Source organism: Citrobacter freundii complex sp. 2024EL-00216 (genome assembly GCF_043945515.1).
Classification (GTDB): Bacteria; Pseudomonadota; Gammaproteobacteria; order Enterobacterales; family Enterobacteriaceae; genus Citrobacter; species Citrobacter portucalensis.
This window is the reverse complement of record NZ_JBIMRA010000024.1, coordinates 19,817-45,867: the sequence shown is the minus strand read 5'-3', so window position 1 is coordinate 45,867 and position 26,051 is coordinate 19,817. Positions and strand designations below refer to the sequence as shown.

At 52.4% G+C, this 26,051-nt stretch carries 24 protein-coding genes; 10 read left to right on the top strand and 14 right to left on the bottom strand.

The genetic code is table 11. The features are described 5' to 3' along the window. Positions 1-2: 2 nt before the first annotated feature. The 3 genes from ACHHZ7_RS21580 to ACHHZ7_RS21570 form a co-directional block, all read right to left on the bottom strand. Positions 3-1,895, bottom strand: a complete 1,893-nt coding sequence (locus ACHHZ7_RS21580) for an FAD/NAD(P)-binding protein (RefSeq protein ID WP_008784633.1) — start codon at positions 1,893-1,895, stop codon at positions 3-5. Positions 1,896-1,983: 88 nt separating this feature from the next. Next, entirely contained in the window at positions 1,984-2,457 is a 474-nt protein-coding gene (locus ACHHZ7_RS21575) for an ester cyclase (protein WP_192464022.1), read from the bottom strand. An 11-nt stretch (positions 2,458-2,468) separates the two neighbouring features. After that, on the bottom strand, positions 2,469-3,896 hold the full coding sequence (locus ACHHZ7_RS21570; protein WP_008784631.1) for a gamma-aminobutyraldehyde dehydrogenase: 1,428 nt from the start codon (positions 3,894-3,896) through the stop codon (positions 2,469-2,471). A 315-nt stretch (positions 3,897-4,211) separates the two neighbouring features. On the opposite strand from ACHHZ7_RS21570, the gene ACHHZ7_RS21565 reads away from it, so the two are divergent. Together ACHHZ7_RS21565 and ACHHZ7_RS21560 are read left to right on the top strand one after the other, a co-directional pair. Beyond that, positions 4,212-4,937, top strand: a complete 726-nt coding sequence (locus tag ACHHZ7_RS21565) for a FadR/GntR family transcriptional regulator (protein ID WP_008784630.1) — start codon at positions 4,212-4,214, stop codon at positions 4,935-4,937. Between the two features lie 24 nt (positions 4,938-4,961). Beyond that, the gene (locus tag ACHHZ7_RS21560) at positions 4,962-5,660 is read left to right on the top strand and encodes a cache domain-containing protein (protein WP_395149207.1); all 699 of its coding nucleotides are present in this window, start codon (positions 4,962-4,964) and stop codon (positions 5,658-5,660) included. A gap of 21 nt (positions 5,661-5,681) precedes the next feature. Here ACHHZ7_RS21560 and ACHHZ7_RS21555 read toward each other — a convergent pair whose 3' ends face one another. After that, positions 5,682-7,163, bottom strand: coding sequence for an APC family permease (locus ACHHZ7_RS21555; RefSeq protein WP_003832697.1), 1,482 nt, complete (start codon positions 7,161-7,163; stop codon positions 5,682-5,684). 332 nt (positions 7,164-7,495) lie between these two features. Here ACHHZ7_RS21555 and ACHHZ7_RS21550 point away from each other — a divergent pair, with 332 nt between their 5' ends. After that, positions 7,496-7,636 carry a hypothetical protein gene (locus tag ACHHZ7_RS21550; protein ID WP_003832695.1) on the top strand — a complete coding sequence of 47 codons (141 nt, stop codon included), beginning with the start codon at positions 7,496-7,498 and terminating at the stop codon, positions 7,634-7,636. A 52-nt stretch (positions 7,637-7,688) separates the two neighbouring features. Here ACHHZ7_RS21550 and ACHHZ7_RS21545 read toward each other — a convergent pair whose 3' ends face one another. Continuing rightward, positions 7,689-8,582 (bottom strand): LysR family transcriptional regulator, encoded by an 894-nt coding sequence (locus tag ACHHZ7_RS21545; RefSeq protein ID WP_060682277.1) that lies wholly within the window; start codon positions 8,580-8,582, stop codon positions 7,689-7,691. Between the two features lie 306 nt (positions 8,583-8,888). Here ACHHZ7_RS21545 and ACHHZ7_RS21540 point away from each other — a divergent pair, with 306 nt between their 5' ends. From ACHHZ7_RS21540 to ACHHZ7_RS21525, 4 genes are read left to right on the top strand one after another with little or no spacing between them, the layout of a single operon-like run. Next, positions 8,889-9,722: an ABC transporter substrate-binding protein gene (locus ACHHZ7_RS21540; RefSeq protein WP_060682278.1), complete on the top strand. Its 834-nt coding sequence runs from the start codon at positions 8,889-8,891 to the stop codon at positions 9,720-9,722. 1 nt (position 9,723) lies between these two features. Then, a complete protein-coding gene (locus ACHHZ7_RS21535; RefSeq protein ID WP_060682279.1) occupies positions 9,724-10,542 on the top strand; it encodes an amino acid ABC transporter ATP-binding protein in 819 nt (272 codons plus the stop codon). Further along, positions 10,542-11,327, top strand: a complete 786-nt coding sequence (locus tag ACHHZ7_RS21530; RefSeq protein WP_057067614.1) for an amino acid ABC transporter permease — start codon at positions 10,542-10,544, stop codon at positions 11,325-11,327. Before ACHHZ7_RS21535 ends, ACHHZ7_RS21530 begins: the two co-directional genes overlap by 1 nt. Then, positions 11,317-11,994: an amino acid ABC transporter permease gene (locus ACHHZ7_RS21525; protein WP_060682280.1), complete on the top strand. Its 678-nt coding sequence runs from the start codon at positions 11,317-11,319 to the stop codon at positions 11,992-11,994. Before ACHHZ7_RS21530 ends, ACHHZ7_RS21525 begins: the two co-directional genes overlap by 11 nt. 9 nt (positions 11,995-12,003) lie before the next feature. Here the strand turns inward: ACHHZ7_RS21525 and ydhT are convergent, their stop codons facing one another. The 9 genes from ydhT to ttrS all read right to left on the bottom strand — a co-directional run bounded on the left by ydhT (position 12,004) and on the right by ttrS (position 20,949). Next, positions 12,004-12,816 (bottom strand): protein YdhT, encoded by an 813-nt coding sequence (ydhT, locus tag ACHHZ7_RS21520; RefSeq protein WP_060682281.1) that lies wholly within the window; start codon positions 12,814-12,816, stop codon positions 12,004-12,006. 3 nt (positions 12,817-12,819) lie between these two features. Continuing rightward, positions 12,820-13,605 carry a thiosulfate reductase cytochrome B subunit gene (gene phsC / locus ACHHZ7_RS21515; protein ID WP_048235471.1) on the bottom strand — a complete coding sequence of 262 codons (786 nt, stop codon included), beginning with the start codon at positions 13,603-13,605 and terminating at the stop codon, positions 12,820-12,822. Continuing rightward, positions 13,602-14,270 (bottom strand): 4Fe-4S dicluster domain-containing protein, encoded by a 669-nt coding sequence (locus ACHHZ7_RS21510; protein ID WP_020996435.1) that lies wholly within the window; start codon positions 14,268-14,270, stop codon positions 13,602-13,604. Before ACHHZ7_RS21510 ends, phsC begins: the two co-directional genes overlap by 4 nt. A gap of 64 nt (positions 14,271-14,334) precedes the next feature. Continuing rightward, positions 14,335-15,000, bottom strand: a complete 666-nt coding sequence (locus ACHHZ7_RS21505; RefSeq protein ID WP_060682282.1) for a YdhW family putative oxidoreductase system protein — start codon at positions 14,998-15,000, stop codon at positions 14,335-14,337. A 10-nt stretch (positions 15,001-15,010) separates the two neighbouring features. Then, positions 15,011-17,113 (bottom strand): aldehyde ferredoxin oxidoreductase, encoded by a 2,103-nt coding sequence (locus tag ACHHZ7_RS21500; protein WP_003832676.1) that lies wholly within the window; start codon positions 17,111-17,113, stop codon positions 15,011-15,013. A gap of 120 nt (positions 17,114-17,233) precedes the next feature. After that, on the bottom strand, positions 17,234-17,860 hold the full coding sequence (locus ACHHZ7_RS21495) for a ferredoxin-like protein (protein WP_016152920.1): 627 nt from the start codon (positions 17,858-17,860) through the stop codon (positions 17,234-17,236). 494 nt (positions 17,861-18,354) lie between these two features. Further along, positions 18,355-18,564, bottom strand: a complete 210-nt coding sequence (gene fumD / locus ACHHZ7_RS21490) for a fumarate hydratase FumD (protein WP_003029345.1) — start codon at positions 18,562-18,564, stop codon at positions 18,355-18,357. A 92-nt stretch (positions 18,565-18,656) separates the two neighbouring features. Further along, positions 18,657-19,241: a tetrathionate respiration response regulator TtrR gene (ttrR, locus tag ACHHZ7_RS21485; RefSeq protein WP_000974596.1), complete on the bottom strand. Its 585-nt coding sequence runs from the start codon at positions 19,239-19,241 to the stop codon at positions 18,657-18,659. Further along, positions 19,216-20,949 (bottom strand): tetrathionate respiration histidine kinase TtrS, encoded by a 1,734-nt coding sequence (ttrS, locus tag ACHHZ7_RS21480; protein WP_123969800.1) that lies wholly within the window; start codon positions 20,947-20,949, stop codon positions 19,216-19,218. Before ttrS ends, ttrR begins: the two co-directional genes overlap by 26 nt. 227 nt (positions 20,950-21,176) lie before the next feature. Here ttrS and ttrB point away from each other — a divergent pair, with 227 nt between their 5' ends. From ttrB to ttrA, 3 genes are read left to right on the top strand one after another with little or no spacing between them, the layout of a single operon-like run. Then, a complete protein-coding gene (ttrB, locus tag ACHHZ7_RS21475; protein ID WP_020996438.1) occupies positions 21,177-21,911 on the top strand; it encodes a tetrathionate reductase subunit TtrB in 735 nt (244 codons plus the stop codon). Next, the gene (gene ttrC / locus ACHHZ7_RS21470; protein WP_001016644.1) at positions 21,912-22,934 is read left to right on the top strand and encodes a tetrathionate reductase subunit TtrC; all 1,023 of its coding nucleotides are present in this window, start codon (positions 21,912-21,914) and stop codon (positions 22,932-22,934) included. Beyond that, on the top strand, positions 22,927-25,992 hold the full coding sequence (gene ttrA / locus ACHHZ7_RS21465) for a tetrathionate reductase subunit TtrA (RefSeq protein ID WP_395149206.1): 3,066 nt from the start codon (positions 22,927-22,929) through the stop codon (positions 25,990-25,992). The genes ttrC and ttrA overlap by 8 nt, the downstream gene beginning before the upstream one ends. The last annotated feature ends 59 nt before the right edge of the window (positions 25,993-26,051 follow it).

The window sequence follows — 26,051 nt, the reverse complement described above, 5'->3', positions numbered from 1 at the left end:
GATCACCCCATATCCTTGAGTTCATTAACCGCACGCCATGCCTGATCGATTGCCGTGTGGGCATAAGCACTCCAGTCAGAATCGGAGTTAGCGATGGCAATGCGACCGACTGGCTTACGCGCCCGTTCGATAATTTCTGGCATCTTATCCATATCATCGAACAGCGAGTTGGCGTAGTACGCATAGCCATGCGCCCAGCGGTTAACCGTAATGGCGGAAATATCGCGTTGATTATCAAAGCCCGTTGAGCCAAACATTTCCTGCAACTGGGAGCGAATCATCTCCTCATGCGCGGCAAAAGTGGTCCCCAGCAAATAGGCTCGTCCCAGACGGAACTGCTCTCTGGCCGACAAGTTACTGCCCGGATAGGTCGGCACATAGACCATATGAATGACCATCGGATCGTCCGGGGAGGCCGGATGTTGATACCCACCAATACTGACCGGGTAGTCGAGCTTGACCCTGCTATAAGGTGCCGCCGGAGAATAAAACTCATGTACGCCAAGCTGTTTGAACGCCTGCCAGTTTTTGACCACCACGTTGGTGTACACCAGCGGTGCCTTCACGTTCAGTTTAAGATCCGCCTGCTGCTGTTCCGGCATCTCAGGCACCAGATACGGGATCATCATGTTATAGCCTGCCATGATGGTGTTCTTACCGCGCACACGGTGCATTTTACCGTCACGCAGATAGGTCACCGCCACGCCATCCTGCACGTTGGCCGCATTAATCACCGTGCTGTTCAGGCGAAGGCGCGTGGTGTTTTCCGGCAGATCCAGCTTTTCGTAATGTAGTCTGGCGAGGACAGAGTCTTCCATCGTGTTGCCCGGTAGCGCATCCGGCAGCATATATCTGACTAACAGGCGGGCTAACCCGGCGTTACCGTCCGGGAAGTGGTAAACATACGGCTCTTCGAGGTCGGCCAGCGACTCTCCGTCCAACGGCGGTAACCCCATCCCTTCCATGCCGGGTAAGGCGCACGCACGGGCATCGCTACAGGAAATACCTTCAATACCAATAGCAAAGAAGTCGTTGGAACGCTGCTGGAAATAGAGCAGCGCCATTTTGCTCAAACCAACTTTTGTTGCCAAAAATTCACTGTAGCTGTGGGTATCCAGCCATTCCATTTTCTCATCGACCGTCATCCCCGGCAGGTAATCACCGGGCCGGACGTGCAGGTCGATCAGCGCTTTTCTGTCGTTCTCACTTAGCGGAAAATCATTGATAAAGTCTTCAATTTTACGCCCATTGAGCCTGTCCGGCGGAATATCATCAGATACCGCGCGACCCGGATCGCCGCTGACGATTTTTGTTTCGCCAAAATTCTTCTTATCGAAGAAAACGCCGCGACTGAGCTGCCAGTCGGGGTAGAAGTTTACGTCAAAACTCTCTTTCAACCGCGTGACGCTGACACCCACGGTTTCCATCAACTTTTGTACTTCAGGGCTGAAATTATGCGCAGGTGACTGGAATGCTTCGCTGCCACCATAACCGAGTAATTTCTTACCCGAGCTGGTAAATTCATTACGTTTGGCGTGTCCACCAAAGTCGTCATGGTTATCGAGGATCAGGATCCGGCTATTTTGCCCGGCAACTTGACGCCAAAAACAACCGGCAGCTAACCCGCTAATACCACCACCCACAATCACCAGATCGTACTCTTCCTCAACGGGCAGAGCGTTTAAATCAAAATGTTTATGCTCGCGACCTAGCGCATGCGCCATTTCAAACGATCCAGGATGATTACCCCGCAGCCCCGTCAGCGCAGGAGGATAATAATTTCCATCTATAAATGCGTTTCCCTTTCCTGCCGCCCTGACCCACTCCAGCGGGGTAAGTCCCGCCGCAATAGTCACCGCGACGCCGTTGAGAAAATCACGTCTGGTAATTGCCATTAACTTTTTTCCTTATTGCTACACACTGCCTTTAATACGACACAAATAAGAGAGATACCCCTTCTTATTTATAAAGGGGTACAACCGACTACTTCACTGGCTTTAACTCTTCATCCAGTTTTTTAGAATCATAATAATCACCCTGCCAGGTGATTTTTCCTGCTTTAACATGAATATAGCTGACGCCTTCAAATTTGATCGGATTATTTGTCGGCGGACTCCCTGCCCATTCACCACTATTTTTGCCTGAAAATTCCCAACGAAAGGCCACGGTATCTTCGTCGTAGACGGGTTTTCCAACCATTTTCCAGCTAAGATCTGGAACCGCCTTAATAAAAGCGCCGATAACCTCTTTTTCTGCTTTTTCCCTGCCGTTTATCGGTTCTCCTGCGGCGGCATCATAATAGACCGCATCATCAGCAAGAAATTGAGCGGCTCGCGAAGCATCATGCGCATTCCACGCCGCCATATACTCTTTTACGGTATTCAGCGATGTACTTTCTGCCAGGTTATAGCCCGAGAACATCACTAATGAAAGCACCGCGATTTTTAATGTTTTCATCGTAACCCTCTCTATTCAGAAATGTCGCACATGATATGTTTCACCCGAGTGTATTCCTCGAGTGAATAAGATGAGAGATCTTTGCCGTACCCCGATTTTTTGAACCCGCCGTGCGGCATCTCGGCACACAGAGGAATGTGATTGTTAATCCACACCGTGCCAAAATCGAGGTCAATGCTGAAGCGTTGGGCGCGACCATGGTTACTGGTCCAGACGCTGGCGGCAAGACCATACTCCACATCATTCGCTTTGTGTAGTACCTCTTCGTCAGTAGAAAACGACTGAATAGTCATTACCGGGCCAAATACTTCATGCTGAATAGCTTCATCATTTTGATGCAAACCGGAGACGATCGTCGGCTCAAAATAGAAGCCTGGACCAGATCCTGCGCGCCCACCGGTTTCAATTTTTGCATGTGCCGGTAAACGCTCAATAAAGCCTTTCACCTGCTCCAGCTGATTCCGGCTATTCAATGCGCCGTACAGTGCATTTTGATCTTCTGGCGGCCCATATTTGATACTTTTTGTTTTCTGGATCAGTTTTTCCAGAAACTCAGCGTAGATAGATTGCTCTACCAGGATCCGCGTTGCCGCTGTGCAATCCTGCCCGGCATTGAAAAAGCCAGCTGTGGTAATCGTCGCAATCGCCTTGTCCATATCCGCATCGGCGAACACGATTGCGGGCGCTTTCCCGCCCAATTCCAGGTGTGCTCGGGTCAGATTTGCCGCCGCCGAAGCCGCAACCTGCAAACCCGCACGGACCGAACCGGTAATCGAGACCAGTGAGGCTTTCGGGTTTGAAACCACCAGCGAACCAGTGCTGGCTTTGCCCAACACAACGTTAAACGCCCCTCTCGGGAACAACGGTGCGGCCAGTTCAGCCAACAGCAGCGTACTAACTGGCGTGGTGTCGCTTGGTTTTAACACCACCGTGTTGCCTGCCGCCAGCGCTGGTGCAATCTTCCACACCGCCATCATGAACGGGTAGTTCCACGGCGTCACTTGCCCAACAATACCCAGCGGTTCACGACGAATGGTTGAAGTAAATCCTGAGGAATATTCTCCGGCCGCCTTTCCTTCAAGACAGCGCGCCGCACCGGCAAAAAAGCGGATGGCATCGCAAGATGCTGCGATCTCCTCTTTCTCAATAAAATGGCGAAGCTGACCGGTTTCCTGACTCTGCGCGGTTACCAGTCGCTCAACGTTGCGTTCAATCTCATCGGCCAGCCGCAATAACGCCTTTTGCCGCTGTGCCGGCGTCGATTTTCTCCAGATGCTAAACGCCGCCTCCGCTGCTGAGTAAGCCTGCTCTACCTCCGCCTCGTTAGCGTTGGGAGATATTGCGTACGTTTCACCGTCAACCGGACTCACCAGTTCGAAGCTATCTTCGCTACTGCCTGCTACATAGTGCCCATTAATAAAATGCTTCAGGGTTTTCATGTTTGTCTCCTGCCAATTAATACATAAAGAATCTTATGTAATATATATATTGTAAAATTTTTTCAAATGCGCAACATTGACACTATGATAAGCCTCGCATTTTTAACTTAATGTTCACATTTGCAGGATGAGGCTTTTTATTGCCAGCTGACGCGTTACGCCCAGCTCATCATAAGGTTATCGGGACACACATCCGCTTGTGCAGTGACGTTGCGCCCAGGCATGTAAAATAACTCGGCCATTCTTACCTTCCTTGCCCGACGGGCATGTGTTAAAAATGGTCGTTGTTTCAGGGAATTGAGTACAGAAAAGATTATGATTACTCACGCGGTCATATTTGCGCCTATCGGGCAGGTCAGTCGTTCAGACCAGATAGTCCAACGCCTTTCAAATGCCATTATCACGGGGTTGCTGGAGCCAAAAGAACAGCTCCCCAACGAAACTGATCTGGCAAAGATGATGGGTGTCTCACATATCACTATCAGAGAAGCGCTAAACACGCTTCGGGCTAATAATCTTATCCATACGGTTCGTGGTCGTAATGGCGGGAGTTTCGTTTGCGAAAATATTGATGGCAAAAATAGCGCCCTGCATCCGTTCAAGGCGATCAGTACGGATTATCTGTCTGATCTGGGTGAAATGCATTGCGCCATTATTAGCCATAGCGCGAGGCTGGCTTCCCGACGGATGACCGGTGCCGATATCGCCAAATTTCGCGAGTTTGTCGAGGTGCTCAGAAAGGCAAACTCACCTGAGCTGATGACCCAGGCCGATATGCGTTGTCTGCTGGCGATTGCCGCCAGTTCGCATTCAGCGCGACTGGCCAATCAGGAGCTGCAGGTTCAGGCTGAATGGGCATCGCTGGTGGCGATACTTTATCGCACAGACAGTATTCATGCAGAAATTATCGCGCTTTATTCGGCGCTGGCCGATGCGCTGGCTGCTCACAACGAGGCAGAGTCAGTACAGTTTGCCACGCAGATCATCGACACGTTTACCTACTACCTTATTGAAAAAAAGCTGAAATATAACTCGAACTGACAATCAGTGAAGGCAGGACAGACAATGAGCTCTTCGACATCCCTAAGCGCATTAATTCGTAAAATTGATGACATTACTGTTTCTACCGTAGATTCTACCGTTGCGCTGGCGAGGAGCATCCATGAGGCGATTTCAGGGGTACAAAAGGCCTCAGCCGAGGTCGTTCTCGACCCCTCAGTCAGATCCACCGTTCAACAGCACATCAAGCGCACGCTCAATAACAACCATTACTGCTCAGGGGCGGGATTCGCCAGCCATATTGAGAGTACCGCAACCACAAAAGAGTACTGGTTGCTGGAGTGGTGGTATAAGAAAGATAATGGTTTAAGCCAGGCGCATCTGGATTTGAATCAGGCCACGCAACAACGACTGGACTTCAGAACCTTTGAGTGGTTTAAGCATTCTCCTCCGGCTGGCAAAGCCTATATCCACGGTCCCTACGTCGACTATATTTGCAATATCTCCTATACCCTAACGTCAGCCGTCCCGGTCTACTACAACGACCAGTTTCTCGGTGTTGCCGCGGTCGATCTGCTGGTCAGTCAGATAGAAGCCGAACTGCTTTCCTGTGCCCATCCTGACTATGTGATTCTGACCAATCTGGAAAACAGGATCATTTTCTCCAGTTGGCCACGTTTTCGCGTGGGTGAATTGCTGTCACCTGCAAACAGTACCGTGGTGTATCGGAGCGACTACTTTATCCTTTATCACTATCAAAACTAAGGGCCCGAAGGCCCTTAGTTTTTAGTTATCCTGCCCCATATTGAGCTTATTGGCGTAGGCAATGGCGTCGTTTTCCGGCGCCGCTGAACGACCAAACGGACGGGTCAGGAACATATAAATAAGCCCCGAGCCAACAACAATCGCCAGGCCGAACAGGACCGTCCAACGGTCGATGAAGTCGCTGCTGTCTGCCGGTTGCGCCAGTAACCAGATCCCGCACAATCCGTAAGCTAACGCCAGCACATTCACGATTACGCCCCAACCGCCAATGGTCCACTCCCCCGCCGGTTTCCAGCCTTTCAGACGCTGACGCAGCGCGGCCAGCACAACCATCTGGAACGAGATGTAAATCCCGATAACAGCAAATGCGGTGATACGCGACAGGTTATCTGGCTGGAAATAAACCCAAACGCAGATGATCACTGGCAGCAGGCAACTGACGACCATGGCATTATCCGGAACACCATTTTTAGAGATTTTGGCCATCCATTCACTTCCCGGCAGCATTCTGTCGCGGGAGAAAGAAAAGATAAGACGACTTAACGCAGCCTGCAGAGACAAAATGCACGACAACATAGCGATAATTGCGACGACGATAAAGACAGTCGCGCCAGTTTCGCCCAGAGCTTCATTAAGGATTGCCGGGATCGGATCGGACGTTTTGCCATTCACGATGCTGACCAGATTCGGTGAAGCCAGCAAATAACCCATAACAGAAATAATGGCGGAAATCGCGCCGAATACGATGCTTAAAATCATCGCCACCGGGATCTTTTTACTCGGATTCTGCACCTCTTCCGCAACGTTACCGCAGGCCTCAAAGCCAAAGAACATAAACAGCCCCATCAGCGCAGCAGACATAAATGCGGTGGAGTAGCTGCCGTCATGAGCCAGCACGCCCATCGAGTCAAAAATCACAGAGAACGGCTGCGAACGGTGGAAAATCAGCAGATAAATCCCCAGCGCGATCACGCTGACAATTTCACACCAGAAACCAATTTTCGCCACCCGGGCCAGATTTTTAGTCCCGGACATATTAACGGCCATCATCAACAGCAGCAGCAGGACAGAAGTCACCAACATCGTGGCCGGCGTCTGGCCATAGTGGAAGAGTGATTCAACAAACGTTGATGTATATTCCGCGATCGACGTAATGGTGACCACCAGCGCCCACAGATAGATCCAGGCGGCGATCCACGCATACTTCTTGCCCCACAACCTTCTGGCCCAGGGGTAAAGCCCGCCGGTTATCGGATACTGGGAAGCGACCTCACCAAACACCAATGCCACCAAAAGTTGCCCACATGCGACGATTAAAATCCACCATACTGCGGGCGGCCCCGCCAGCGTTACGGCCAGTGCAAACAGCGAATAGACGGCAGTAAGCGGCGACAGGTAGGTAAAACCCAACGCAAAGTTTGAAATAAGACCGATCGAGCGATTGAACTGTTCTTTGCCATCTTTTTGAAAATTATCATTTTTCTTATCAGGTGTCTGTTCCATATTGCTTTCTCTTTTGTGGAATAGTCACAGGGTTGAACAATTAATGTATAAAAGATATTAAGTTATATGTATAGTGATTTTGTCGCAGATTTGTTAAAAATGATCGCGCATCACGTTAATGAAAAAGTGGAGATAAAACGGTAGAGAGAGCGAGGATTTTGCGGTATTTACAACCAACGATTCTTTAGCAATTGCGAACCATAGGCTATTTTGGCGGATAAATACGCACAGCGGATTGCGTTCGATGCTAAGTAGCAAGAATCGCTGCTGTTAAGCAACATTTTTGCAATATAATAACGTGATGTTAAACGCTGAACCTGAGCAGGTGAATGATGGAAATTGATCTCGATAATCTGGTCTTTGATGGACTGGAAGAAGCGCAAGAGCGTAACGCTGAACGTCTGGAAGATGCAGACAAGAAAGCGCAGGAAATTATTGCTGATAATGACTGCGGCGACGCCTGCAAAATCTGATTTCCAAACCGGCGCAATGCCGGTTTTTTATCGCCTGTTAACCCCACCCACTTCAGCCCGTATACCGTAAGGCCTCAATCAGTTGCGCAAAGGCGGCGGTATGTTGTTTTCGGCTGGGATAGTACAAATAATAGCCAGGAAAAGGTTCGCACCAGTCCTCCAACACTTTTTCCAATGCCCCCTCTGCAACAGCTTGCTCGACGGTGTCTTCCGGCACAAAAGCCAGCCCCATTCCCGCCATCGCTGCGCTAATCCGTGGGGGGAGATTGTTAAAAATAAGCTGCCCTTCAACCCGCACGCGCAAATCTTGTCCGCCTTTGCTAAATTCCCAGGCATATAGCCCGCCCAACGTCGGCATGCGCATGTTGATGCAGTTATGGTTTTGCAGATCGTGTGGGGTGAGTGGTTTACCATGACGAGCAAAATACGCCGGTGACCCCACCACTACCATACGCCAGTCCGGGCCAATTCTGACGGCGACCATGTCTTTTGCCACCTGCTCACCGAGCCGAATACCCGCGTCATAGCGGCCAGTCACAATATCCGTCAGACTATTGTCGATGGTCATTTCCACATTAACATCAGGGTAAGCCTGCAAAAACGGCTCCAGCGCGGGCCAGACGGTAGATTGCAATGCATGTTCGCCCAGCGTCAGGCGGATGTTACCGGCCACGCGCTGACGGACATCGGTTAATGCCAGCAGCTCTGTTTCAATGTCATCAAAACGCGGGCTGATACTGTTGATAAGCCGTTCTCCGGCTTCGGTCGGCGCAACGCTGCGCGTGGTGCGGGTCAGAAGCCGTACATCCAGCCGCTCTTCAAGCCCACGAATCGCATGGCTTAGCGCGGATTGCGAAACCCCAAGTTTTGCCGCTGCCCGCGTAAAACTCCGCTCGCGGGCAACGATAATGAGATAATAGAGATCGTTAAAATTATCACGCAGCATGCTTATCCCCACTCCAGACCTGTTGTGACATATGGTACAGGTCCGGAGGGTATTCCAGTAGCATTTCTGGACATTAGCACAGCTCAATCTTATTCAAGCGTGCTCTCACACAAAAACAAAATGCGAATTATTACCAGGCTTATGCACGATTTTACCTTTCACTCATGCATTATTTTCACCCGCTATTAACACATCCTTCACTAATAACATTTTGTATATAGATAAGAATTTTTTCTTATTTTGTCCCAACCGTAAGTTATGGGAGCGTAAAAAGCACAAACCAAAAAACTACAGGGATTTCATACAATGATGGCAACGAAAACTTACCGCGCTAAAAAAACACTGCTGGCATTGGGCGTGCTGCTGGCCTCAGGACTTACCGTCTCGCAGGTTCAGGCTGACCAACTGGCCGATATCAAAGCCGCAGGCGTCGTAAAAGTCGCGACATTTGACGCGAATCCTCCGTTTGGCTCCGTCGATGCCAAAACCCATAAGATTGTCGGCTACGACGTTGATTTTGCCGAAGCGCTGGCCAAATCCCTTGGTGTAAAACTGGAACTGGTAGCGACCAATCCGGCAAACCGCATTCCGTTATTACAATCTGGTAAAGCTGATTTAATCGTCGCGGATATCACGATTACACCTGAACGGGCGCAGGTAATAGATTTCTCCGTCCCTTATTTTGTTACCGGCCAGCAGTTCCTTGTGCCAGCAAAATCTCCGGATAAGCTCGATGAATACGGCAAAGCGCGAATCGGCGCGGTAAAAGGCACTACTGGTGAACAGGCACTGCATCAGCGCTTCCCGCAGTCGCGCGTGTTGGCCTACGACGATATCCCGCTGGCGTTAACCGCGCTACGCAACGGCAATGTTCAGGCCATTACCCAGGACAGTACGATTCTGGCCGGGTTATTAGGCGCTGCGCCGGATAAAGCTGATTTCAAAATTCTGCCGGACCTGCTGAGCAAAGAAGAGATCGGCGTGGGGGTGAAAAAAGGTGAGCCAGCGTTGTTGAAAGCCGTCAACGATGAACTTTTGAAGCTGGAATCTACCGGGCAGGCAGCCAAAATTTATGATGTCTGGTTTGGTCCTGAAACCAAAAATCCGCAAGCCCGCGCCTTTAAAATAGAAGCCAAGTAATATGCTCTCAGCCCTTTTTCATCGATCCGCAGCTTCGGCTGCGGATTTTACCCATTTGCGCCAGGCGAGCGTCGAACTGCGCCATGTGATTAAACAGTATGACGTTCATACCGTCCTTAACGGTGTTAGCCTGGCGGTTGAACCCGGTGAAGTGGTGACCATTCTGGGGCCTTCCGGCTCAGGAAAATCCACTCTTATTCGTCTTATCAACCAGCTTGAGTCGCTCAGCGGTGGCGAAATCTTCATTGATGGTAAACCGGTTAGCCAGTTGCGCGGGGCGGCGTTACGCCAGCTACGTAGCCGTATCGGTTTCGTATTTCAGCAATTCAATCTCTATTCGCACCTGACTGCGCTGCAGAACATCGCACTGGCGCTGGAATATGTTCACGGCTGGAACAAGACGGAAGCGGATCGTCGGGCACTCGAGTTACTGGAAAAGGTAGGACTGGCGGAAAAAGCCAACGCCTATGCCGCGCAGTTGTCCGGTGGGCAGCAGCAGCGCGTGGCCATCGCCCGCGCACTGGCTTCGTCGCCACAAATTATTCTGTTTGATGAGCCCACTTCTGCGCTGGATCCGGAAATGATCGGCGAGGTATTACAGGTAATGAAAAATTTGGCCCACAGCGGTATCACCATGATCGTCGTGACCCACGAAATGCATTTTGCCCGCGAGATTGCCGATCGGGTGGTTTTCATCGATGGTGGCGATATTCTGGAAGTGGCCGCGCCGGAGGATTTTTTCGTCCGACCACAGCACCCGAGAACCCAGCGTTTCCTGAAAAAAGTGCTCGACCCGTTACACCAGGAGTCATCGTCATAATGCATGCAATGGACTGGCAGGGGGTGCTGAGCGGGCAACCCCTGCAATGGATAATTTCCGGTTTTCTCACCACGCTCTGGGTGACGCTGGCAGGTATTGTGCTCGCCACGCTCATTGCCATCTCACTGCTCGGCCTGCGCCTGACGGGCAATCGTCTCGCTAAAGCGATGGTCGGGGTGTGGGTCTCGGTGTTTCGCAACACGCCTTTACTGGTGCAACTGATGTTCTGGTATTTTGCCGCCTGGAACTGGCTACCCCGTAACGTCATTAGCTTTATCAATGCCGATCATCCATGGTCAATTTTGCCGGGTGATGTCTGGTGGTTAACACCGGAGTTTATCTGTTCAGCATGGGGGCTTGGGGTATTTACCTCGGCATTTTTGGTTGAAGAGATCGCTTCGGGTTTACAGGCTGTTTCTGCCGGACAACGCGAGGCTGCCGTGGCGCAGGGGTTTTCATCCTGGGCGATATTTCGTTACATTCTGCTGCCTCAGGGGCTGGCAAACGCCTGGCAACCGATTGTTGGGCAATATCTCAACCTGATGAAGCTTTCCTCGCTTGCCAGCGGTATTGGATTTGCTGAGCTCACCTACCAGGTACGGCAAATTGAGAGCTACAACGCGCACGCGCTGGAAGCCTTTGCCGTTGGCACCGCACTCTATCTGTTTACCGGCATCGTTCTGGGTATGCTGCTTACGCGTCTTGGCCCGCAGTCTGCGTCGGGTAAATCGTCAAAGATAAGAATGCGCATCTTCAGCGTCAGGAGCATACTGCATGATCGCTAATGTTTCGGTCATTACCGACAATCTTGACTATCTCCTGTGGGGACGTGTAGCTGAGGGGCAACCCGGTGGCGTCCTGCTCACTTTGCTGATGGCTATCGGTGCGGCATTGCTGGCGCTGCCTGGCGGGATCGTTCTTGCCTGTTGCGCCTGGCGATTTCCGGGCGCGGTTCGCAACGGATTGTTTTTCTGGGCGGAATTTATTCGCGGCATTCCGCTCATCTTTGTGATTTTCTGGATGTGGTATTTGCTACCCATGCTGACCGGAAGCGATCTGCCCGGTGCCGTTACCGTGACGCTGGCGCTGGCATGGTTCACCGCCGCCTCGGTGATGCACTCGGTGTATGCTGGAATTAGCGCACTGCCTGGCGGGCAGTATGAAGCGGCAGTTGTTCAGGGTTTTCGCCCGGATCAGGCCCTGTGGCTTATCTTGCTGCCGCAGGTGCTGCGTAACGTACTGCCGTCGCTGACAGGGATTTTTATTGGGCTACTGAAGGACACGTCACTGGCGTTTATCGTTAACGTGCCGGAACTCACGACGGTTGCCGGTCAGGTTAACAGCCGGGTGCAAATTTACCCCGCAGCCATTTTTATCTTTACCGGGCTGGTTTATTACCTGCTGTGCTTTAGCCTTGAAAAAATCACCCAGCGCCGATTCGCACTAAAATGACCTCTCGGCTCAACATTCCACGAACTGATGGTCTTCGTTGAGCCGATATTTCACGCCCGCCCGAACGTTATTTTCCCCTTCAACGGCAAGCGCAAAACGCATTCTTTCGCCATCGTGATAAGCCAGCGCCGCACATCCGCCGGGACCAAGAATTATCGAGTCGACAGCACCGGTACTGGCAACAACGGCGTTCTCTCCGCTGGCAATAATGTGGATATTGTCCGCGCAGTTAGCGATTTTCGCCTCTGCGCCAAAACAGGCCAGTTGGGTTAAATCACCGCTACTGGCAATCCGATTTCGGTCGCCGAGCGAACTGATACGTACGCGCATGCCGGTACTGGCAATACGTGTTCCATCGCCCACACTGCTGATACGCGCCGAGTTTCCCGCAATCGCTATTCGCCCGCGATCGCCTGAACTGCCGATATGCGTGTTATAGCCTACACTGCCAATCCGTGCGCTGTAACCGGCACAGGCGATCTGCGCAGCATACCCGGCGCTGGCAATTTTTACGTTATCACCCGCACTGCTAAATCGGGCATAATCTTCCGCACTCGCCAACGGACGACTGGTTTCCCCCGCGACTTGCTCATGGGAAATATTCCCCATCGCGTCAATATCCTGCTGAGCAAAACTCGCCTCTTCCCGCCATTTTGACCAGCCGTATTCCACCAGGCTATTTGCCCAATCGGTATACCCTTCCCGCTGGAGCGCGCGATGAACATCGGCATAGCTTCCTCCTGCGGGAAACGCGCGTAGAAACCAGCGATACATGACGGGCCCAACACGCCAGGCCCGTAAGTCACTTCGCGTAATCATCATCGCTTAATGCCGGTGGTAGCCATCCACCATACACTTAAAGGTTTCGCCCGGCGTGCGCCCCGTAGTGCAGAGATAAAGATGCCCAAAAATGAAAAACAGACTGACTATTGCCAGCGCAAAGTGCGCCTGAAGCAGCCAGTAACGCACTCCGGGGAACAGATCGCCGACAGCTACCGGGTAAAGCGATAACAATCCAGTGATCAGTAGCAGTGGCAACAAACCATACATCACGCCAACATAGGCCGCCTGCTGTAACGGATTAAATTTAGAGCGAGGTGAGGCCGGAAATGGGTGTGACTCGCCCTGCATAATGCCAAACAGGTAAAAACGAGTTTGTCTTTGCGCACGAGCGATCCAGCCCTGACGTTGAATAATATAGTGATGTCCGTTGCCGCCAATCAGGTTGATCAGCACAAAACCAATCCAACAGGCAAGTAGCAAAAAGCCGCAGACCTCATGAACGGTGAGCAGGCTTTTCATTACCGGTGCGCTAACGGCAGAGAAGTGATTGACCAGGCCACTAACCAGAAGCAACAGAAATAACAGCGCATTCGACCAGTGCCACAGGCGGACAGCCTTCGAATATAAATAGACCTTCTCACCATGCCCTGCCGACGCTTTATGCGCCGCCCGAAAGCGCAGCATGGCGTGAAGCGCCAGCACCAGCCACATTCCCACCAGCATTAACCCGGCAACGACTAACCACACAGGCCAGTAGTCCGGTGAAAACAGTGGAACATACTGTGCAAGCTGGGCGTGAAACTGTTCGGCATTCTGCGACGCGTTCATACATTTTCCTTTTTAATCAAATGTTGACCGAACCGACGATACAGATGGGGCTTCCCGGCGCCTGCAAGTTGATATTCGTAATACTTGTTTTCTCGCAACCAGGTCTGAATTTCCGGGCTATCTTCACGACCGAAAATCAGCGCATGTTCCGGGCAAGCGTTAACACAGATCGGAGGGAAACCTTTCGCCAGCCGAGATTCAGCGCAGAAGTCGCATTTATCCGCCACTTTGGTTTGCGGGTTGAGATAGCGCACCTGATAAGGACACGCGCCAATACAGTAACTGCAACCAATACAGCAAGACGTATCTACTCGCACAATACCGTTCTCATCTCGCCAGGAGGCACCGGTCGGACACACCTCAATACAAGGTGCATCATCACAATGCTGGCAGGACTGACGGAAGTAGTGATACAGCGTTTCGTTGTCGTTATCGGTTACAGGAATATGAGCGATCGACAAACGGCTGCCCTGGTCAGGTACATGGTTGGTTTTCCGGCATGCACGAGCGCAAATATTGCATCCGTTACACAGTGATTCGTCGTGAATCATGACGTAACGAACGGCTTTAGGGCTCCTGGTACTCGCTAACAGATTTTGACCTGGGCCGGTAAAAAAAATCACCGTCCCCATGCCAATGACAAATTTTCGTCGGGTGAAGGACATCGGGTTATCCTCTAATGCTGTGACAGTGGTCGTCCACACATTCCATGACATCAACCTGAAGAATTCAGGGGTTCTGATACTGCTCAACCTCAAGCCATTCACACAGGCCGTACGCTTTGCCATAACTCATAAAACGTTCGCTGAACAAATAAGGCTCCGCATTTGACGATTCCACAGTACGTATATCTGCGTAATCAGGGTGCGTTTCCATGGCCGTTAGCGCCGCTGAAATCTGCTGAGACTCAAAGCTGTACGGCGGTTGCGTCAACATGGCGACCTTATAGGGGCGAGGATACGTTTGACAGTCGAAGCGTACCGCCTCGGCAATCGCACGGCAGATGTCGTTTTCCACCACCTGCACGCACATGTCGGCGTAGTTTGCCGTCATGGTTTGCGTTGAGTAGAAATAGACATCTTCCGCACCCTGCACACGGGTGATATCCGCGTTATTCGCGTCCTGGCACAGCACATCCAGCAGCGCGGAGAGATCGGCTTCAGGGACCGAATAAGGTGGCTGCAGAAACACGCTGCGCGCTACCAGGTGCCCCGATGCCGAATGCTGGCGGATAAAATCTGCCACAATCGACTCCGGGCTGGCGGCTTCCTGAACCTGCGGCGCAGTCACCCGCTCGACCGGCGGGTGAAACGCCTGTAGCCAGTGTCTCTTTTGGCTATCAACCTCGTCAGGAAGCGCCTCAACGGGTGCCTGAACGCTGCTCACGTTAGTCATCTCGCGTTCCTTACGCTGGCAACAGATCCTGCGCAGCCAAATCGGCTGCCACGTCTTCAAGTCCGAGTCGATTCAGAGTTTCACGCGTTGGGCAACCCAACTCGGGATCCCAGCCCATTTCCTGATAGAACATCGTCAGTGACTGGCGCATATCCTCCCTGTCCATCTTGTCGGTGCCTTCGGTGAAGACCGGAATTTTCGGATCTTTATCAAACACCCAGGAGCAGATGAGATCGTGTTCATTACGCATATCTTTGGTTTGCATCAGTTTGACCGTATAGGCACGATGCAGGGTAAAGATGCGTTCAGCGGCCAGGTCCAGACTCGCCTGCGTGGTTTCATCACCGGTGACTGCCTGGAAGAATTTCGCTTCCAGATCCAAATCTCCGCGATAGTTGCGGCTCTTGAGTGGTGAAACCGTCATCGGCCAAACCCAGTTACACAGCGTAACCGCGTTATGCAGGCAGACTTTCAGCAGCGTCCATTTGGCATATTTGATCTTGGCGGCATTGATTGGGGTATAGTTTTTGGTTTCGTCGTAGGCGTCCTGCGACCCAAATAACTCACCCGCCACTTCGCGCTGTAATTTCAGCGGCAAACCGGAACCGATGAAATTGATATGGGTGTGCGCCATACAGTCACGGTTAAACATACAGTTGGTGATCGCCCCCACCTGCGCCGAGGCTTCGTTTGCATGGTGGACCGGAAAACCAAACGGCGACCACAGTTTATTTTTGGCATAACCCCAGTACTCTTCGCCCAAATCCCAGCGTTCAGCAATGGCATACGAACCGTCCGCAAGATGACTGAGTTCCCCCACGCGATGCGCCAGTCGATAGTAAAAATCTTTGATAAAGTTAGGATCGCCCGCCTCCAGTTGATCCCAACGGATCTCCGCGTACTCTTCGGCTGGCAGCACGCGTTTAAAGACGCCTTTCGAATAACAGTAGGTAAAGTCACGGTGCAGCTGGCCGTAGTTACACCAGATACCGTAATCGTCAAACAGGTTCAGTCCGATCAGGTTCCCTACGACTCGCCCATCGTCTTTATCGTCAAAATCTTTCGGGCCATTGGGGAAAATGGTGGTGTGAACAAAGTTCGCCACGCAGGTGTTGCCGCCGGTACTCGGCACGCCAAAATCCTTCACCCGCGGGACATTGAGCTGCGACATACAACGAATAGGGCATGAATGGCAGCCGCTCATTTTGACCGTGTATTTTTCTGCGGCTGGACCCAGATCGAACACCGATTTATAGGTACGGAAACCCACCGTATTTTGGTTGCCCGGCGGGATTTCACCGGTTTCGATTGGCCCCCCTTCTGCCGCGCCCCAGAAAAGTCCCTTACGGGCTGTCCAGCGCGAGTTTGGCGAAGAGTATTCTGCCCAGGCCTGCGGGGTGCTTGGCACAACGTGGTTGTTGTTGGCGCCGATAAGCTCGGTCATCATGTAGTCATTGAGCCGCTTCATCTCTTTACGATCGGCAATGTTGACGCCTTTAGTCCCTTCTACCGCAATGGCCTTCAGGTTTTTCGAACCCATCACCGCACCCGTACCGGCACCGCCGCTGTGGTTGCGGCTGTTGATCATGCAGGACAGTGGCACCAGATTCTCACCCGCCTGCCCAATAGCGGCAACGCAGGTTTCCGGGCTGGTAATCCGACAAATCTCTTCGGTTGTGGCGCGAGTCCCCTTGCCCCACAAGAAATCGGCTTTTTCGATGCTGACTTTATCGTCTTTGATGTTGATCCAGACCGGTGATGCGGACTTGCCTTCAATAATAATGGCGTCGTAACCGGCGAATTTCATTTGTGCAGCAAAGAAACCGCCCATATGGGCATCTACGACTAAGTTACCTTTGGTAAACGTCGATAAGGAGGTGATATTGACGCGGGAGCTACAGGGAGCGCCAGACCCCGTTAATGGTCCGGTGGCAAAAACTAGCTTATTCCCTTCATCAAAAGGCATGGTGCCTGGCGGGACTTCGTCGTACATAATTTTATAACCAAAGCCCATCCCACCGACAAATTTTTTAAATTTACTGGAATCTTCAAGGGTGATATTACCCGTGGTGAGATTGACCCGTAAAATATTACCTGTCCAACCATTAGCCATCATGTTTTCCTTTGCAAGAAGGTTTAATAGATATACCCGCCATTCTTCAGGCAGCTTTTTTATCCAAAACTGCAGTATTTTTGGCAATTAATGGCGCGAATCAGGTATGCCTGTTATCTATCAAACAGTAATATCTTTCCACTCGATAATTTTTAATGCTCCAGTCGGACAAGCATTGGCGCATTCCCCGCATAACACACATTTTGAGGACTTTTTCGTTTCGGTATTTACGGTCGCCATCATCCACGGGCAGGCTGTGGTACACGCGCTACAGCCAATACAGCGTTTGTGGTCCACCGCAATACAACCGTCTTCCTGTTTCCAGGTAATTGCACCAATTGGGCAGACCTTCATGCACTGCGGATCTTTGCATTGACGGCAGGTATCAGCGGTATAGTTTAAATCGCCATACAGCCCACCACCGGACCCGACGCCATCATCGCCAAAGAAGAAATTGCGATGGATTTTTATCCGGGAAAAGAAGGTCCCTACGGCACCATCGTTATAATTGGTACAGGATATTTCACAGCGGTGACAGCCCGTACAGCGCGCTCGCTGGGTCACCAGAACCCCTTTCGGCGTATTGATAAGCCCCACGGTCCCACTATCGATATCTTCCTGCTTACAACCAAATAGGGATAACAGCGCGGGGGCAATCGTTAATCCCGCCAGTCCTTTCCCTGATATCCGCAGGAATTCTAGTCGCGTTAAACCACAATCTAAAAATGGACGATCAACCTGGTTCATTTATTTCGCATCCTCTTCGCAAATGCTGTGGTAGCAACACCTCCAGGCTAATTTAAACCAGCGCAGCTCAAGCCATATCGGGCGGTTAATGTTGCCAACAACACGTAAATTTTTGCCCTAACCTGATCGCGTAAATGACGGTGGTTAAACTGAATGAATCCAATCCTTTAGGGTTAGGCGCAGAAATAATGTGGTTATTCAGCATGCATAGTCTTGATCGTCATCAATTAAAAAACGGAAGGGATATAATTAATGCGGAGTGAGATTTATTATCATTAAGAAATGGAGTGAAATAGCAGCCCATTTAAATTACAAATATTTGTGAACCCTCTCCCAAATATAATATTGCACGGCCACCGATATATAAATAAATACATATCGATTTATAGTTCTCTACAACCAATTATTAACGGAGATAAATTATATAGATTGATAGATTAACGTATCGAGAATAAGAGGACGGCAAAAAATTTCTGCGGTCCTCTTTTTATGAATTAACCGGCCAATGCTTTAATTACGGTCTCAATAGCCTGTTTTTCTAACTCACTGCGCTTCACGCGCTGGTTAGCAAGGGTGGTTCTCAGTACTCCCGCAATGACGATATGCTTAGGTTCTTGTCCCAGATCGCGCATTTCCAGCACTACTTTACCGACTACTCTGCACATTTCACGGTACAACTCGTCGTCTTTCGTCTGATTTCCCATTTTTGCCCGCTCGTCATTAACTCAAACCAACAGCATATATCACTCTGAGGATTTAGACAAAATTCAATGAAAATCAAATAAATGTCATCATTCTACTGAATTCTCTGAAGTCGATTAACGAGCTCAGCAAGACTTCCTGCCTGCATTTTTTCCATCACCCGCGCCCGGTGCACTTCAACCGTACGCACGGCAATATTCATGGCATCAGCAATTTCCCGATTCATTAACCCTTTTGCTACCAGATGCGCCAGTTCCCGTTCTTTTGGCGTAAGTTGTTGGTAGCATGAGATGATCTCTTGTCGCGAGAACGCCGCTGCCGAGACCTGCAAGGCATGTTCTAATGCTGCCTGAAGCGGCACGGCTGACACGGGTTTTTGCAAAAAATCGACCGCGCCACGTTTCATTTGCTCAACCGCCATCGGCACGTCGCCGTGCCCGGTGAGAAAGACCACCGCCAGCGTACTTGCTTTCTGACGCATGATTTCATGCACTGCGTGCCCATCCAGTACCGGCATACGCATATCCAGCAGTAGTACGCCCACCTGGTGCAAATTTGCCTCGGCGAGGAATTTCTCGCCTTGCTCCCAGCAAGACACTTCATATCCCAGACTTTCCAATAAAAACGCACAGGCCTGGGTAACAGCAATGTCGTCATCCAGCAGATGAATTATCGCCACTACGGCCTCCTTCCTGATTTGGCTTAAAATACAATGTCACTCTCGCCCCCGCTTTGCCGTCCGGGGCCTGCTGATTTTTGATCTCAATATCTCCGTTTGCGTAGCGTACCAGTCGCTGACAAATGGCCAGTCCTAGTCCCATACCTTCTTTGCGGGTGGTCATAAACGGCTGAAACGCCTGATACAACTGAGCCTCGTCAATGCCTCCGGCATTATCCTGCACCTGAATACGCACGCCACCATCCTTGTGCAGGGCGCTAAACCATACTGTCGTAGCGCCTGCCTGGGCGGCATTGAGTACCAGATTAGCCAGCACCTGCTCAAGAAGAACGCTTGGCAGCATCAACGTTAACGCCTTGCTAACCTGCGTGTGCAGCGTTACCGCCGGGAATTGCTGGGGCATGCGCAGTAATTGCCAGACGTGATGGATAGCATCGTGAACGTTGATGGCTTGCCAGCCATCGGTGAGTACCGGATTGCCTTGTGCCTGGCTGACCCACTGCCGGAGATTGCGCAGCGTATCGGCTCCTCGTTGTGCCTGGGCGTCTATGTGCTCAAGCGCGGGCAACAACGGATGCTGCTCATCCTGACCACGCAGGCGAATCAGACAGCCTTGGGCATAATGGCGGATAGCCGACAACGGCTGATTGAGCTCATGGGCAAAACCGGAGGTCATCTCCCCCAGCACGCTCATTTGGCGGGCAGTCTCCAGCGCCTGTTCCTGTTTGTGCAACAACACGTTGTTCCGCTCCAGCTGCCTGCCACGTCGGCGAACCAACAGCATCACCCAGATGTAATTGAGCGTAAGCAACAGCAATACGATGACCACGCCCCCCATCGCCAGTCGGTGTTGAATAAACCAGCTTTTGACATCCAGCCACAGCTGACGCTGCTGCGGATGCTGGCGGACGTCGCGCAACAACGCTTCTACTTCACGGGTCGAGGCGGGCGCGCCCCAGCGAAACGCCGCGTTTTGCGGTGCATTGAACAGTACCCGCGTCACGCGATCGGCCAACTCGTCACTCACTGCAGGTAGTGCGGCAAATGACCAGTCCGGATAGAGCGGCGTACTGGTTAAACAGGGAATTGAAGTCGGATGATTCAACACGGTCATAAAATCGGTTTTACGGATGAGGCCTTCTTCATCCATTTTTTCCAGCAGGCACACCGGCACGATCACCGCCTGCACGGCTTTTTCACGTAATAAATAGAGTAAGGCATCGGCAGGAAATCCGGTAAACGTCAGACGTAAATCACGTTCAGGGCGCAGACCGGCATCACTGAGCGCTTTATATCCCAGCAAATAGCCGCCAAACGCCTGAGCATCAATGGCGCCAACCGTTTTGCCGATCAGATCGTGTGCGGAGGTTAACCCACTGTCGCGCCTGACGAGAATGGCGCTGCCAATCACGTTACTGGTGGCTTTCCCACCACGGGTGGAGCGTAACGACGCCAGCCAGCGTAGCGCCGAGCGGCTGTTAAGCTGGACAAACTGCGCCGGATTGGTGACCACAAAGTGTACCGTTCCACGATTCACCGCCTCCTGCATCTGCCGCAGGTCCAGCGGTTGAATATGAAACTGCTCACCGGGGATTTGCTGATTCAACAAGGTTTCCAGCGGCTGCCAGTGATTACGTGTAGAAACCTCCCCGCGCATCGCCAAAACGCCAATGTTCCATGTCTGCGCCCTGACCGCGCCGCTTAGCATCCACAGCGACGCCAGCACCGTCAGACATCTTACTACGTTGCGTCCCACTCAATTATCCCTGTCAATTATGTTGTTTTAGATCAACAACAAGCCGGGTATGTGGTTAACCACAATAGAGTATACCCCGTCACGATTTTTACACTGTAAATCATTGAGATTCTTTATTCATCACACGCAAATCAACGGCGTGACCAATGTTTCGTTGTTGCATCGTGACGGGAGAAAATATGGACAGCAGTAAACGGCAGTTTCTCCAGCAACTGGGCGTCCTGACCGCTGGCGCATCACTGGTTCCGCTGGCTCAGGCGCAATTTCCCTTTTCGCCTGAACGCCACGAAGGCTCACAACAGCATCGCTACGCCATGCTGGTTGACCTGCGACGCTGTATCGGCTGCCAGGCCTGTACCGTCAGTTGCGCCATTGAAAACCAGACGCCACAGGGCGAATTTCGTACCCTCGTCAACCAGTATCAAGTACAGATTGAAGGCCAGCAAAGCGTTACCAACGTCCTGCTGCCGCGACTGTGCAACCATTGTGATAATCCCCCTTGCGTGCCCGTTTGCCCGGTACAAGCCACTTTCCAACGCGAAGACGGCATTGTGGTGGTCGACAACACACGCTGCGTGGGCTGCGCCTATTGCGTGCAGGCCTGCCCTTATGATGCGCGATTCATCAACCATGAAACGCAAACCGCCGATAAATGTACCTTTTGCGTTCACCGCCTAGAAGCGGGGCTGCTCCCGGCCTGTGTGGAATCCTGTGTCGGCGGCGCGCGCATCATTGGCGATATTAAAGATCCGCACAGCCGCATTTCACAAATGCTGCATGAACACCATGACGCCATCAAAGTTCTGAAGCCGGAAAGCGGTACGTCTCCTCACGTGTTCTATCTGGGACTGGATGAGGCGTTTGTCACCCCATTGATGGGACGAGCTCAACCCGCTCTCTGGCAGGAGGTTTAAATGAACCATTCACTGATTATCGACGAGGTTCTGGCCCATCCCCAGGACGTAAGCTGGTTACCCTGGGCCGTACAATACTTCTTTTTCATCGGCATTGCCGCCTGCGCCGCGCTATTCGCCTGCGTTCTTCACTGGCGCAAAAAAGAAACGGCAGACCTGGAGAATCTGACGCTGTTGATTGCCCTGACCTGCGCGATTACCGCGCCACTGGCGCTGACCGCTGATCTACACCAAACCGCCCGCGTCTGGCATTTCTATGCGTATCCGACGCCATGGTCCTGGATGCCGTGGGGCGCGCTGTTTTTACCGCTGTTTACCGGTTTTTTAGGTCTGTGGTTTCTGGCGCAGCATGTGAAACGGCTAACGCTAAAAAGTTACAGCGTCACAAAATGGTTAGCACTTGGTAGCGCGCTGTCCGCCATCGGATTGCTGGTTTACACCGGCCGTGAAGTGTCGGTGGTACAGGCGCGTCCCATTTGGTTCAGTTACGCCTTTCCGGTTGCGATGTTCCTCAGCGCGCTGCAAACATTTCTTGCCCTGCTTATTGCCACGACAAATAGCAAGGACGCACTACCGCGTAAGCTAGCGTGGGGGCAAATGGTCACGTTGATCGCGCTGGCTATCGTGGTGGCGATCTGGGCGAGTGGAAATACGCTTTCCGGTTCGGCTATCCGTCAGTGGCTGGATGTTGCCTCTTCAGCACAACACTACGCTATCGGTTGGGTTGCGCTATGGCTTGTTTCGCTTGCTCTTTGCGGGTTGGTTGTACGTTACCCCTTATCGCTACCGCTGCGCATATTACTCGCTTTTAGCGCTATGGCGCTGTGCTGGCTAATGCGCTGGACGTTACTCATCCAGGTGCAGACCGTACCGAAATTTAACGCGCAGTTTAATCCCTATACCCTGCCCGGCGGCACCGATGGCTGGCTGGCTATTGTGGGTACCTTCGGCCTGTGGATAGCACTGATTATTATTGTTCGTGAAGCCCTGAACGCGATCGCAAGGAGAATGCAACATGGCTAATTTAACCCGTCGTCAGTGGCTTAAAGTGGGCCTTGCCGTAGGTGGCATGGTGACTTTTGGCCTGAGTTATCGGGATGTGGCAAAGCGCGCGATAGACGGTTTGTTGGACGGAACCTCGGGCAAAATTACCCGTGACCGCATTTTTGCCAACGCGCTCATCCCCGAAGCCAACGCCCGGCCTCACTGGCAGCAAAACCCGCAGCAGGTGATCTCGATGACGCAGTGCTTTGGTTGCTGGACGCAGTGTGGTGTACGGGTTCGCGTTGACACTGAGCAAGGCAAAGTGCTGCGCATTGCGGGCAACCCTTATCATCCGTTGTCGCACGAGCACCATATAGACGCCTCTGTCCCCTTTGCCACGGCAATGGAACAGTTGACCGGGGAGTCAGGTCTTGACGCACGTTCTACCGCCTGCGCCCGTGGTGCAACCTTACTCGAAGGTCTGTACAGCCCGCTACGTATTCTGGAGCCTATGAAGCGCGTCGGTAAACGCGGTGAAGGAAAATGGCAGCGCATCAGCTTCGAACAGCTGATCAAAGAGGTGGTGGAAGGTGGCGATTTGTTTGGTGAAGGCCACGTTGATGGTCTGAGAGCCATCCACGATCCCACTACACCGCTTGATGCGAAACATCCCGGCTTTGGCCCAAAATCCAATCAACTGCTGGTCACCAATACCAGCGATGAAGGGCGTGATACCTTTTTACGTCGCTTCGCACTGAACAGTTTCGGCAGTAAAAACTTCGGCGCTCATGGCGCTTACTGCGGTCTGGCCTATCGGGCCGGTTCAGGTGCGTTAATGGGCGATCTGGATAAAAATACCCACGTAAAACCCGACTGGGATAACGTCGAATTCGCACTGTTTATGGGCACCTCTCCGGCGCAATCCGGCAACCCGTTTAAGCGCCAGGCCCGCCAGCTGGCCAGCGCCCGTTTACGTGACGGCTTCCGCTATGTTGTGGTGGCGCCAGCCCTGCCATTAACCACGGTGCTGGCTGACGATCGCGGTCACTGGCAGCCCGTACGACCAGGAAGCGACTCTGCGCTGGCTATGGGGATGATAAGCTGGATTATTGATAAACAACGCTATAACGCTGATTATCTCGCCATTCCCGGCGTGCAGGCCATGCAGCTGGCTGGAGTAAAAAGCTGGACTAACGCTACGCATCTGGTGATTACCGATGAAATTCCAACGCTTGCCGGACAGCACCTGACCCTCGCCCATCTGAGTGCAAATGCAGCCCAGGAGCCGGTGGTCGTCAACGAGGCCGGTGAGATTGTCGCCGCCAGCAGTTGCCCGCGCGCTCAGCTGTTTGTTACCCGTGAAGTGACGCTGGCCGACGGGCAGACAGTAACGGTAAAAAGCAGCTTCCAGTGTCTGCGTGAGTCCGCAGAAAAACTGTCGCTAACGCAGTACAGCCAGCAGTGTGGGGTGTCAGAAGCAGACATTGCAGCTCTGGCCGACGCATTCACCCGCCACGGGCGTAAAGCGGCGGTGATCACGCACGGCGGAATGATGGCAGGCAATGGATTTTATAACGCCTGGTCGGTGATGATGCTCAATGCGCTTATTGGTAACCTCAGCCTTGAAGGCGGCGTGTTCGTCGGCGGCGGCAAGTTTAATGGCGCCACCGACGGTCCGCGCTACAACATGGACAGCTTCGCCGGGAAGGTAAAACCAAAAGGGTTAAGCATTGCACGCAGTAAAACCGCTTATGAGTCTTCGGAAGAGTACCGCAATAAGGTGGCTGCCGGGCAATCGCCCTTCCCGGCTAAAGCGCCGTGGTATCCGTTTGTCGCCGGTCAGCTTACCGAACTCCTCGTCTCGGCGCTTGAAGGTTACCCTTATCCGCTGAAAGCCTGGATCTCCAACATGACCAACCCGTTTTACGGCATTGCGGGGTTACGCGGCGTGGCGGAAGAAAAGCTCAAGGATCCTGCTCGTCTGCCGCTGTTTATTGCCATTGACGCCTTTATGAACGAAACCACGGCGCTGGCAGATTACATCGTGCCGGATACCCACAACTTCGAAAGCTGGGGATTCAGCGCTCCGTGGGCGGGCGTGGCAAGCAAAGCCACCACCGCGCGTTGGCCAGTTGTCAGATCGGCGACCAGCCTCACGGCTGACGGTCAACCGGCCTCGATGGAGTCTTTCTGTATCGCAGTGGCAAAGCGCATCGGGCTACCTGGATTCGGCGACAATGCAATTACCGATCCGCAAGGTAATCACTATCCGTTAAACCGTGCGGAAGATTACTACCTGCGTCTCGCGGCCAATATTGCGTTTATGGGCAAAGCTCCGGTTGCTGAAGCACAGCCGGAAGACATAGCGCTGACCGGGGTCCAGCGGATCATGCCTGTGATGACCCAAACGTTGAAAACCGATGAAATCAGCCGAGTGGCGTTTATCTACTCCCGCGGCGGGCGCTTTGCGCCGGACAACAGCGGGCGAGTTGATAACCGCGTCGGCAATGCCTGGGAAAAACCGCTCCAAATCTGGAATGCGAACGTCGCCGCGCACCGCCATGCGATTACCGGCGAGCGCTTCAGCGGCTGCCCGGCCTGGTATCCTTCACGTCTGTCAGATGGACGTGCGGTCGAGGAGTTGTTCCCGGAACAAGAGTGGCCGTTGAAACTGATTTCCTTTAAATCCAATACCATGTCCAGCGCCACGGCGGTTATCCCACGCCTTCATCATCTGAAGCCGGTTAATCTGGTGGCGCTCAATCCACAGGATGGTCAGCGGTATGGTTTAGCACACGGCGATATCGTGCGTATCACCACCCCAGGTGGTCAGGCGCAAGCGCAGATAAGCCTGCTGCATGGCGTCATGCCGGGTGTTATCGCCATCGAGCATGGTTACGGGCATAAAGAAATGGGCGCGGCACGGCATACCCTCGACGGTGAGCCGATGGCGTTTGATGAGCAGATTAAGTCGGGGATTAATCTCAATGAGTTGGGTTTTGCGGACCCAACCCGACAGGTAACCAATACCTGGCTTGACTGGGTGTCGGGTGCGTCGGTGCGTCAGGGGTTGCCAGCGAGAATTGAGCGAGTGTAGCTCTGGTGCCGCATGGCAACGCGAACGCGTTTTACCCGGCCTACAGGACGTCGTAGGCC

Coding starts and splice junctions, on each gene's coding strand:
- ACHHZ7_RS21535 (WP_060682279.1), top strand. CDS start 9,724: ATGCTCTCAGCCCTTTTTCATCGATCCGCAGCTTCGGCTGCGGATTTT.
- ACHHZ7_RS21510 (WP_020996435.1), bottom strand. CDS start 14,270: ATGTCCTTCACCCGACGAAAATTTGTCATTGGCATGGGGACGGTGATT.
- ttrB (WP_020996438.1), top strand. CDS start 21,177: ATGGACAGCAGTAAACGGCAGTTTCTCCAGCAACTGGGCGTCCTGACC.
- fumD (WP_003029345.1), bottom strand. CDS start 18,564: ATGGGAAATCAGACGAAAGACGACGAGTTGTACCGTGAAATGTGCAGA.
- ACHHZ7_RS21540 (WP_060682278.1), top strand. CDS start 8,889: ATGATGGCAACGAAAACTTACCGCGCTAAAAAAACACTGCTGGCATTG.
- ACHHZ7_RS21550 (WP_003832695.1), top strand. CDS start 7,496: ATGGAAATTGATCTCGATAATCTGGTCTTTGATGGACTGGAAGAAGCG.
- ACHHZ7_RS21555 (WP_003832697.1), bottom strand. CDS start 7,163: ATGGAACAGACACCTGATAAGAAAAATGATAATTTTCAAAAAGATGGC.
- ACHHZ7_RS21505 (WP_060682282.1), bottom strand. CDS start 15,000: ATGACTAACGTGAGCAGCGTTCAGGCACCCGTTGAGGCGCTTCCTGAC.
- ACHHZ7_RS21525 (WP_060682280.1), top strand. CDS start 11,317: ATGATCGCTAATGTTTCGGTCATTACCGACAATCTTGACTATCTCCTG.
- ACHHZ7_RS21575 (WP_192464022.1), bottom strand. CDS start 2,457: ATGAAAACATTAAAAATCGCGGTGCTTTCATTAGTGATGTTCTCGGGC.
- ACHHZ7_RS21530 (WP_057067614.1), top strand. CDS start 10,542: ATGCATGCAATGGACTGGCAGGGGGTGCTGAGCGGGCAACCCCTGCAA.
- ACHHZ7_RS21495 (WP_016152920.1), bottom strand. CDS start 17,860: ATGAACCAGGTTGATCGTCCATTTTTAGATTGTGGTTTAACGCGACTA.
- ACHHZ7_RS21560 (WP_395149207.1), top strand. CDS start 4,962: ATGAGCTCTTCGACATCCCTAAGCGCATTAATTCGTAAAATTGATGAC.
- ACHHZ7_RS21565 (WP_008784630.1), top strand. CDS start 4,212: ATGATTACTCACGCGGTCATATTTGCGCCTATCGGGCAGGTCAGTCGT.
- ACHHZ7_RS21545 (WP_060682277.1), bottom strand. CDS start 8,582: ATGCTGCGTGATAATTTTAACGATCTCTATTATCTCATTATCGTTGCC.
- phsC (WP_048235471.1), bottom strand. CDS start 13,605: ATGAACGCGTCGCAGAATGCCGAACAGTTTCACGCCCAGCTTGCACAG.
- ttrS (WP_123969800.1), bottom strand. CDS start 20,949: ATGCTAAGCGGCGCGGTCAGGGCGCAGACATGGAACATTGGCGTTTTG.
- ttrC (WP_001016644.1), top strand. CDS start 21,912: ATGAACCATTCACTGATTATCGACGAGGTTCTGGCCCATCCCCAGGAC.
- ACHHZ7_RS21570 (WP_008784631.1), bottom strand. CDS start 3,896: ATGAAAACCCTGAAGCATTTTATTAATGGGCACTATGTAGCAGGCAGT.
- ttrA (WP_395149206.1), top strand. CDS start 22,927: ATGGCTAATTTAACCCGTCGTCAGTGGCTTAAAGTGGGCCTTGCCGTA.
- ACHHZ7_RS21500 (WP_003832676.1), bottom strand. CDS start 17,113: ATGGCTAATGGTTGGACAGGTAATATTTTACGGGTCAATCTCACCACG.
- ACHHZ7_RS21580 (WP_008784633.1), bottom strand. CDS start 1,895: ATGGCAATTACCAGACGTGATTTTCTCAACGGCGTCGCGGTGACTATT.
- ydhT (WP_060682281.1), bottom strand. CDS start 12,816: ATGATGATTACGCGAAGTGACTTACGGGCCTGGCGTGTTGGGCCCGTC.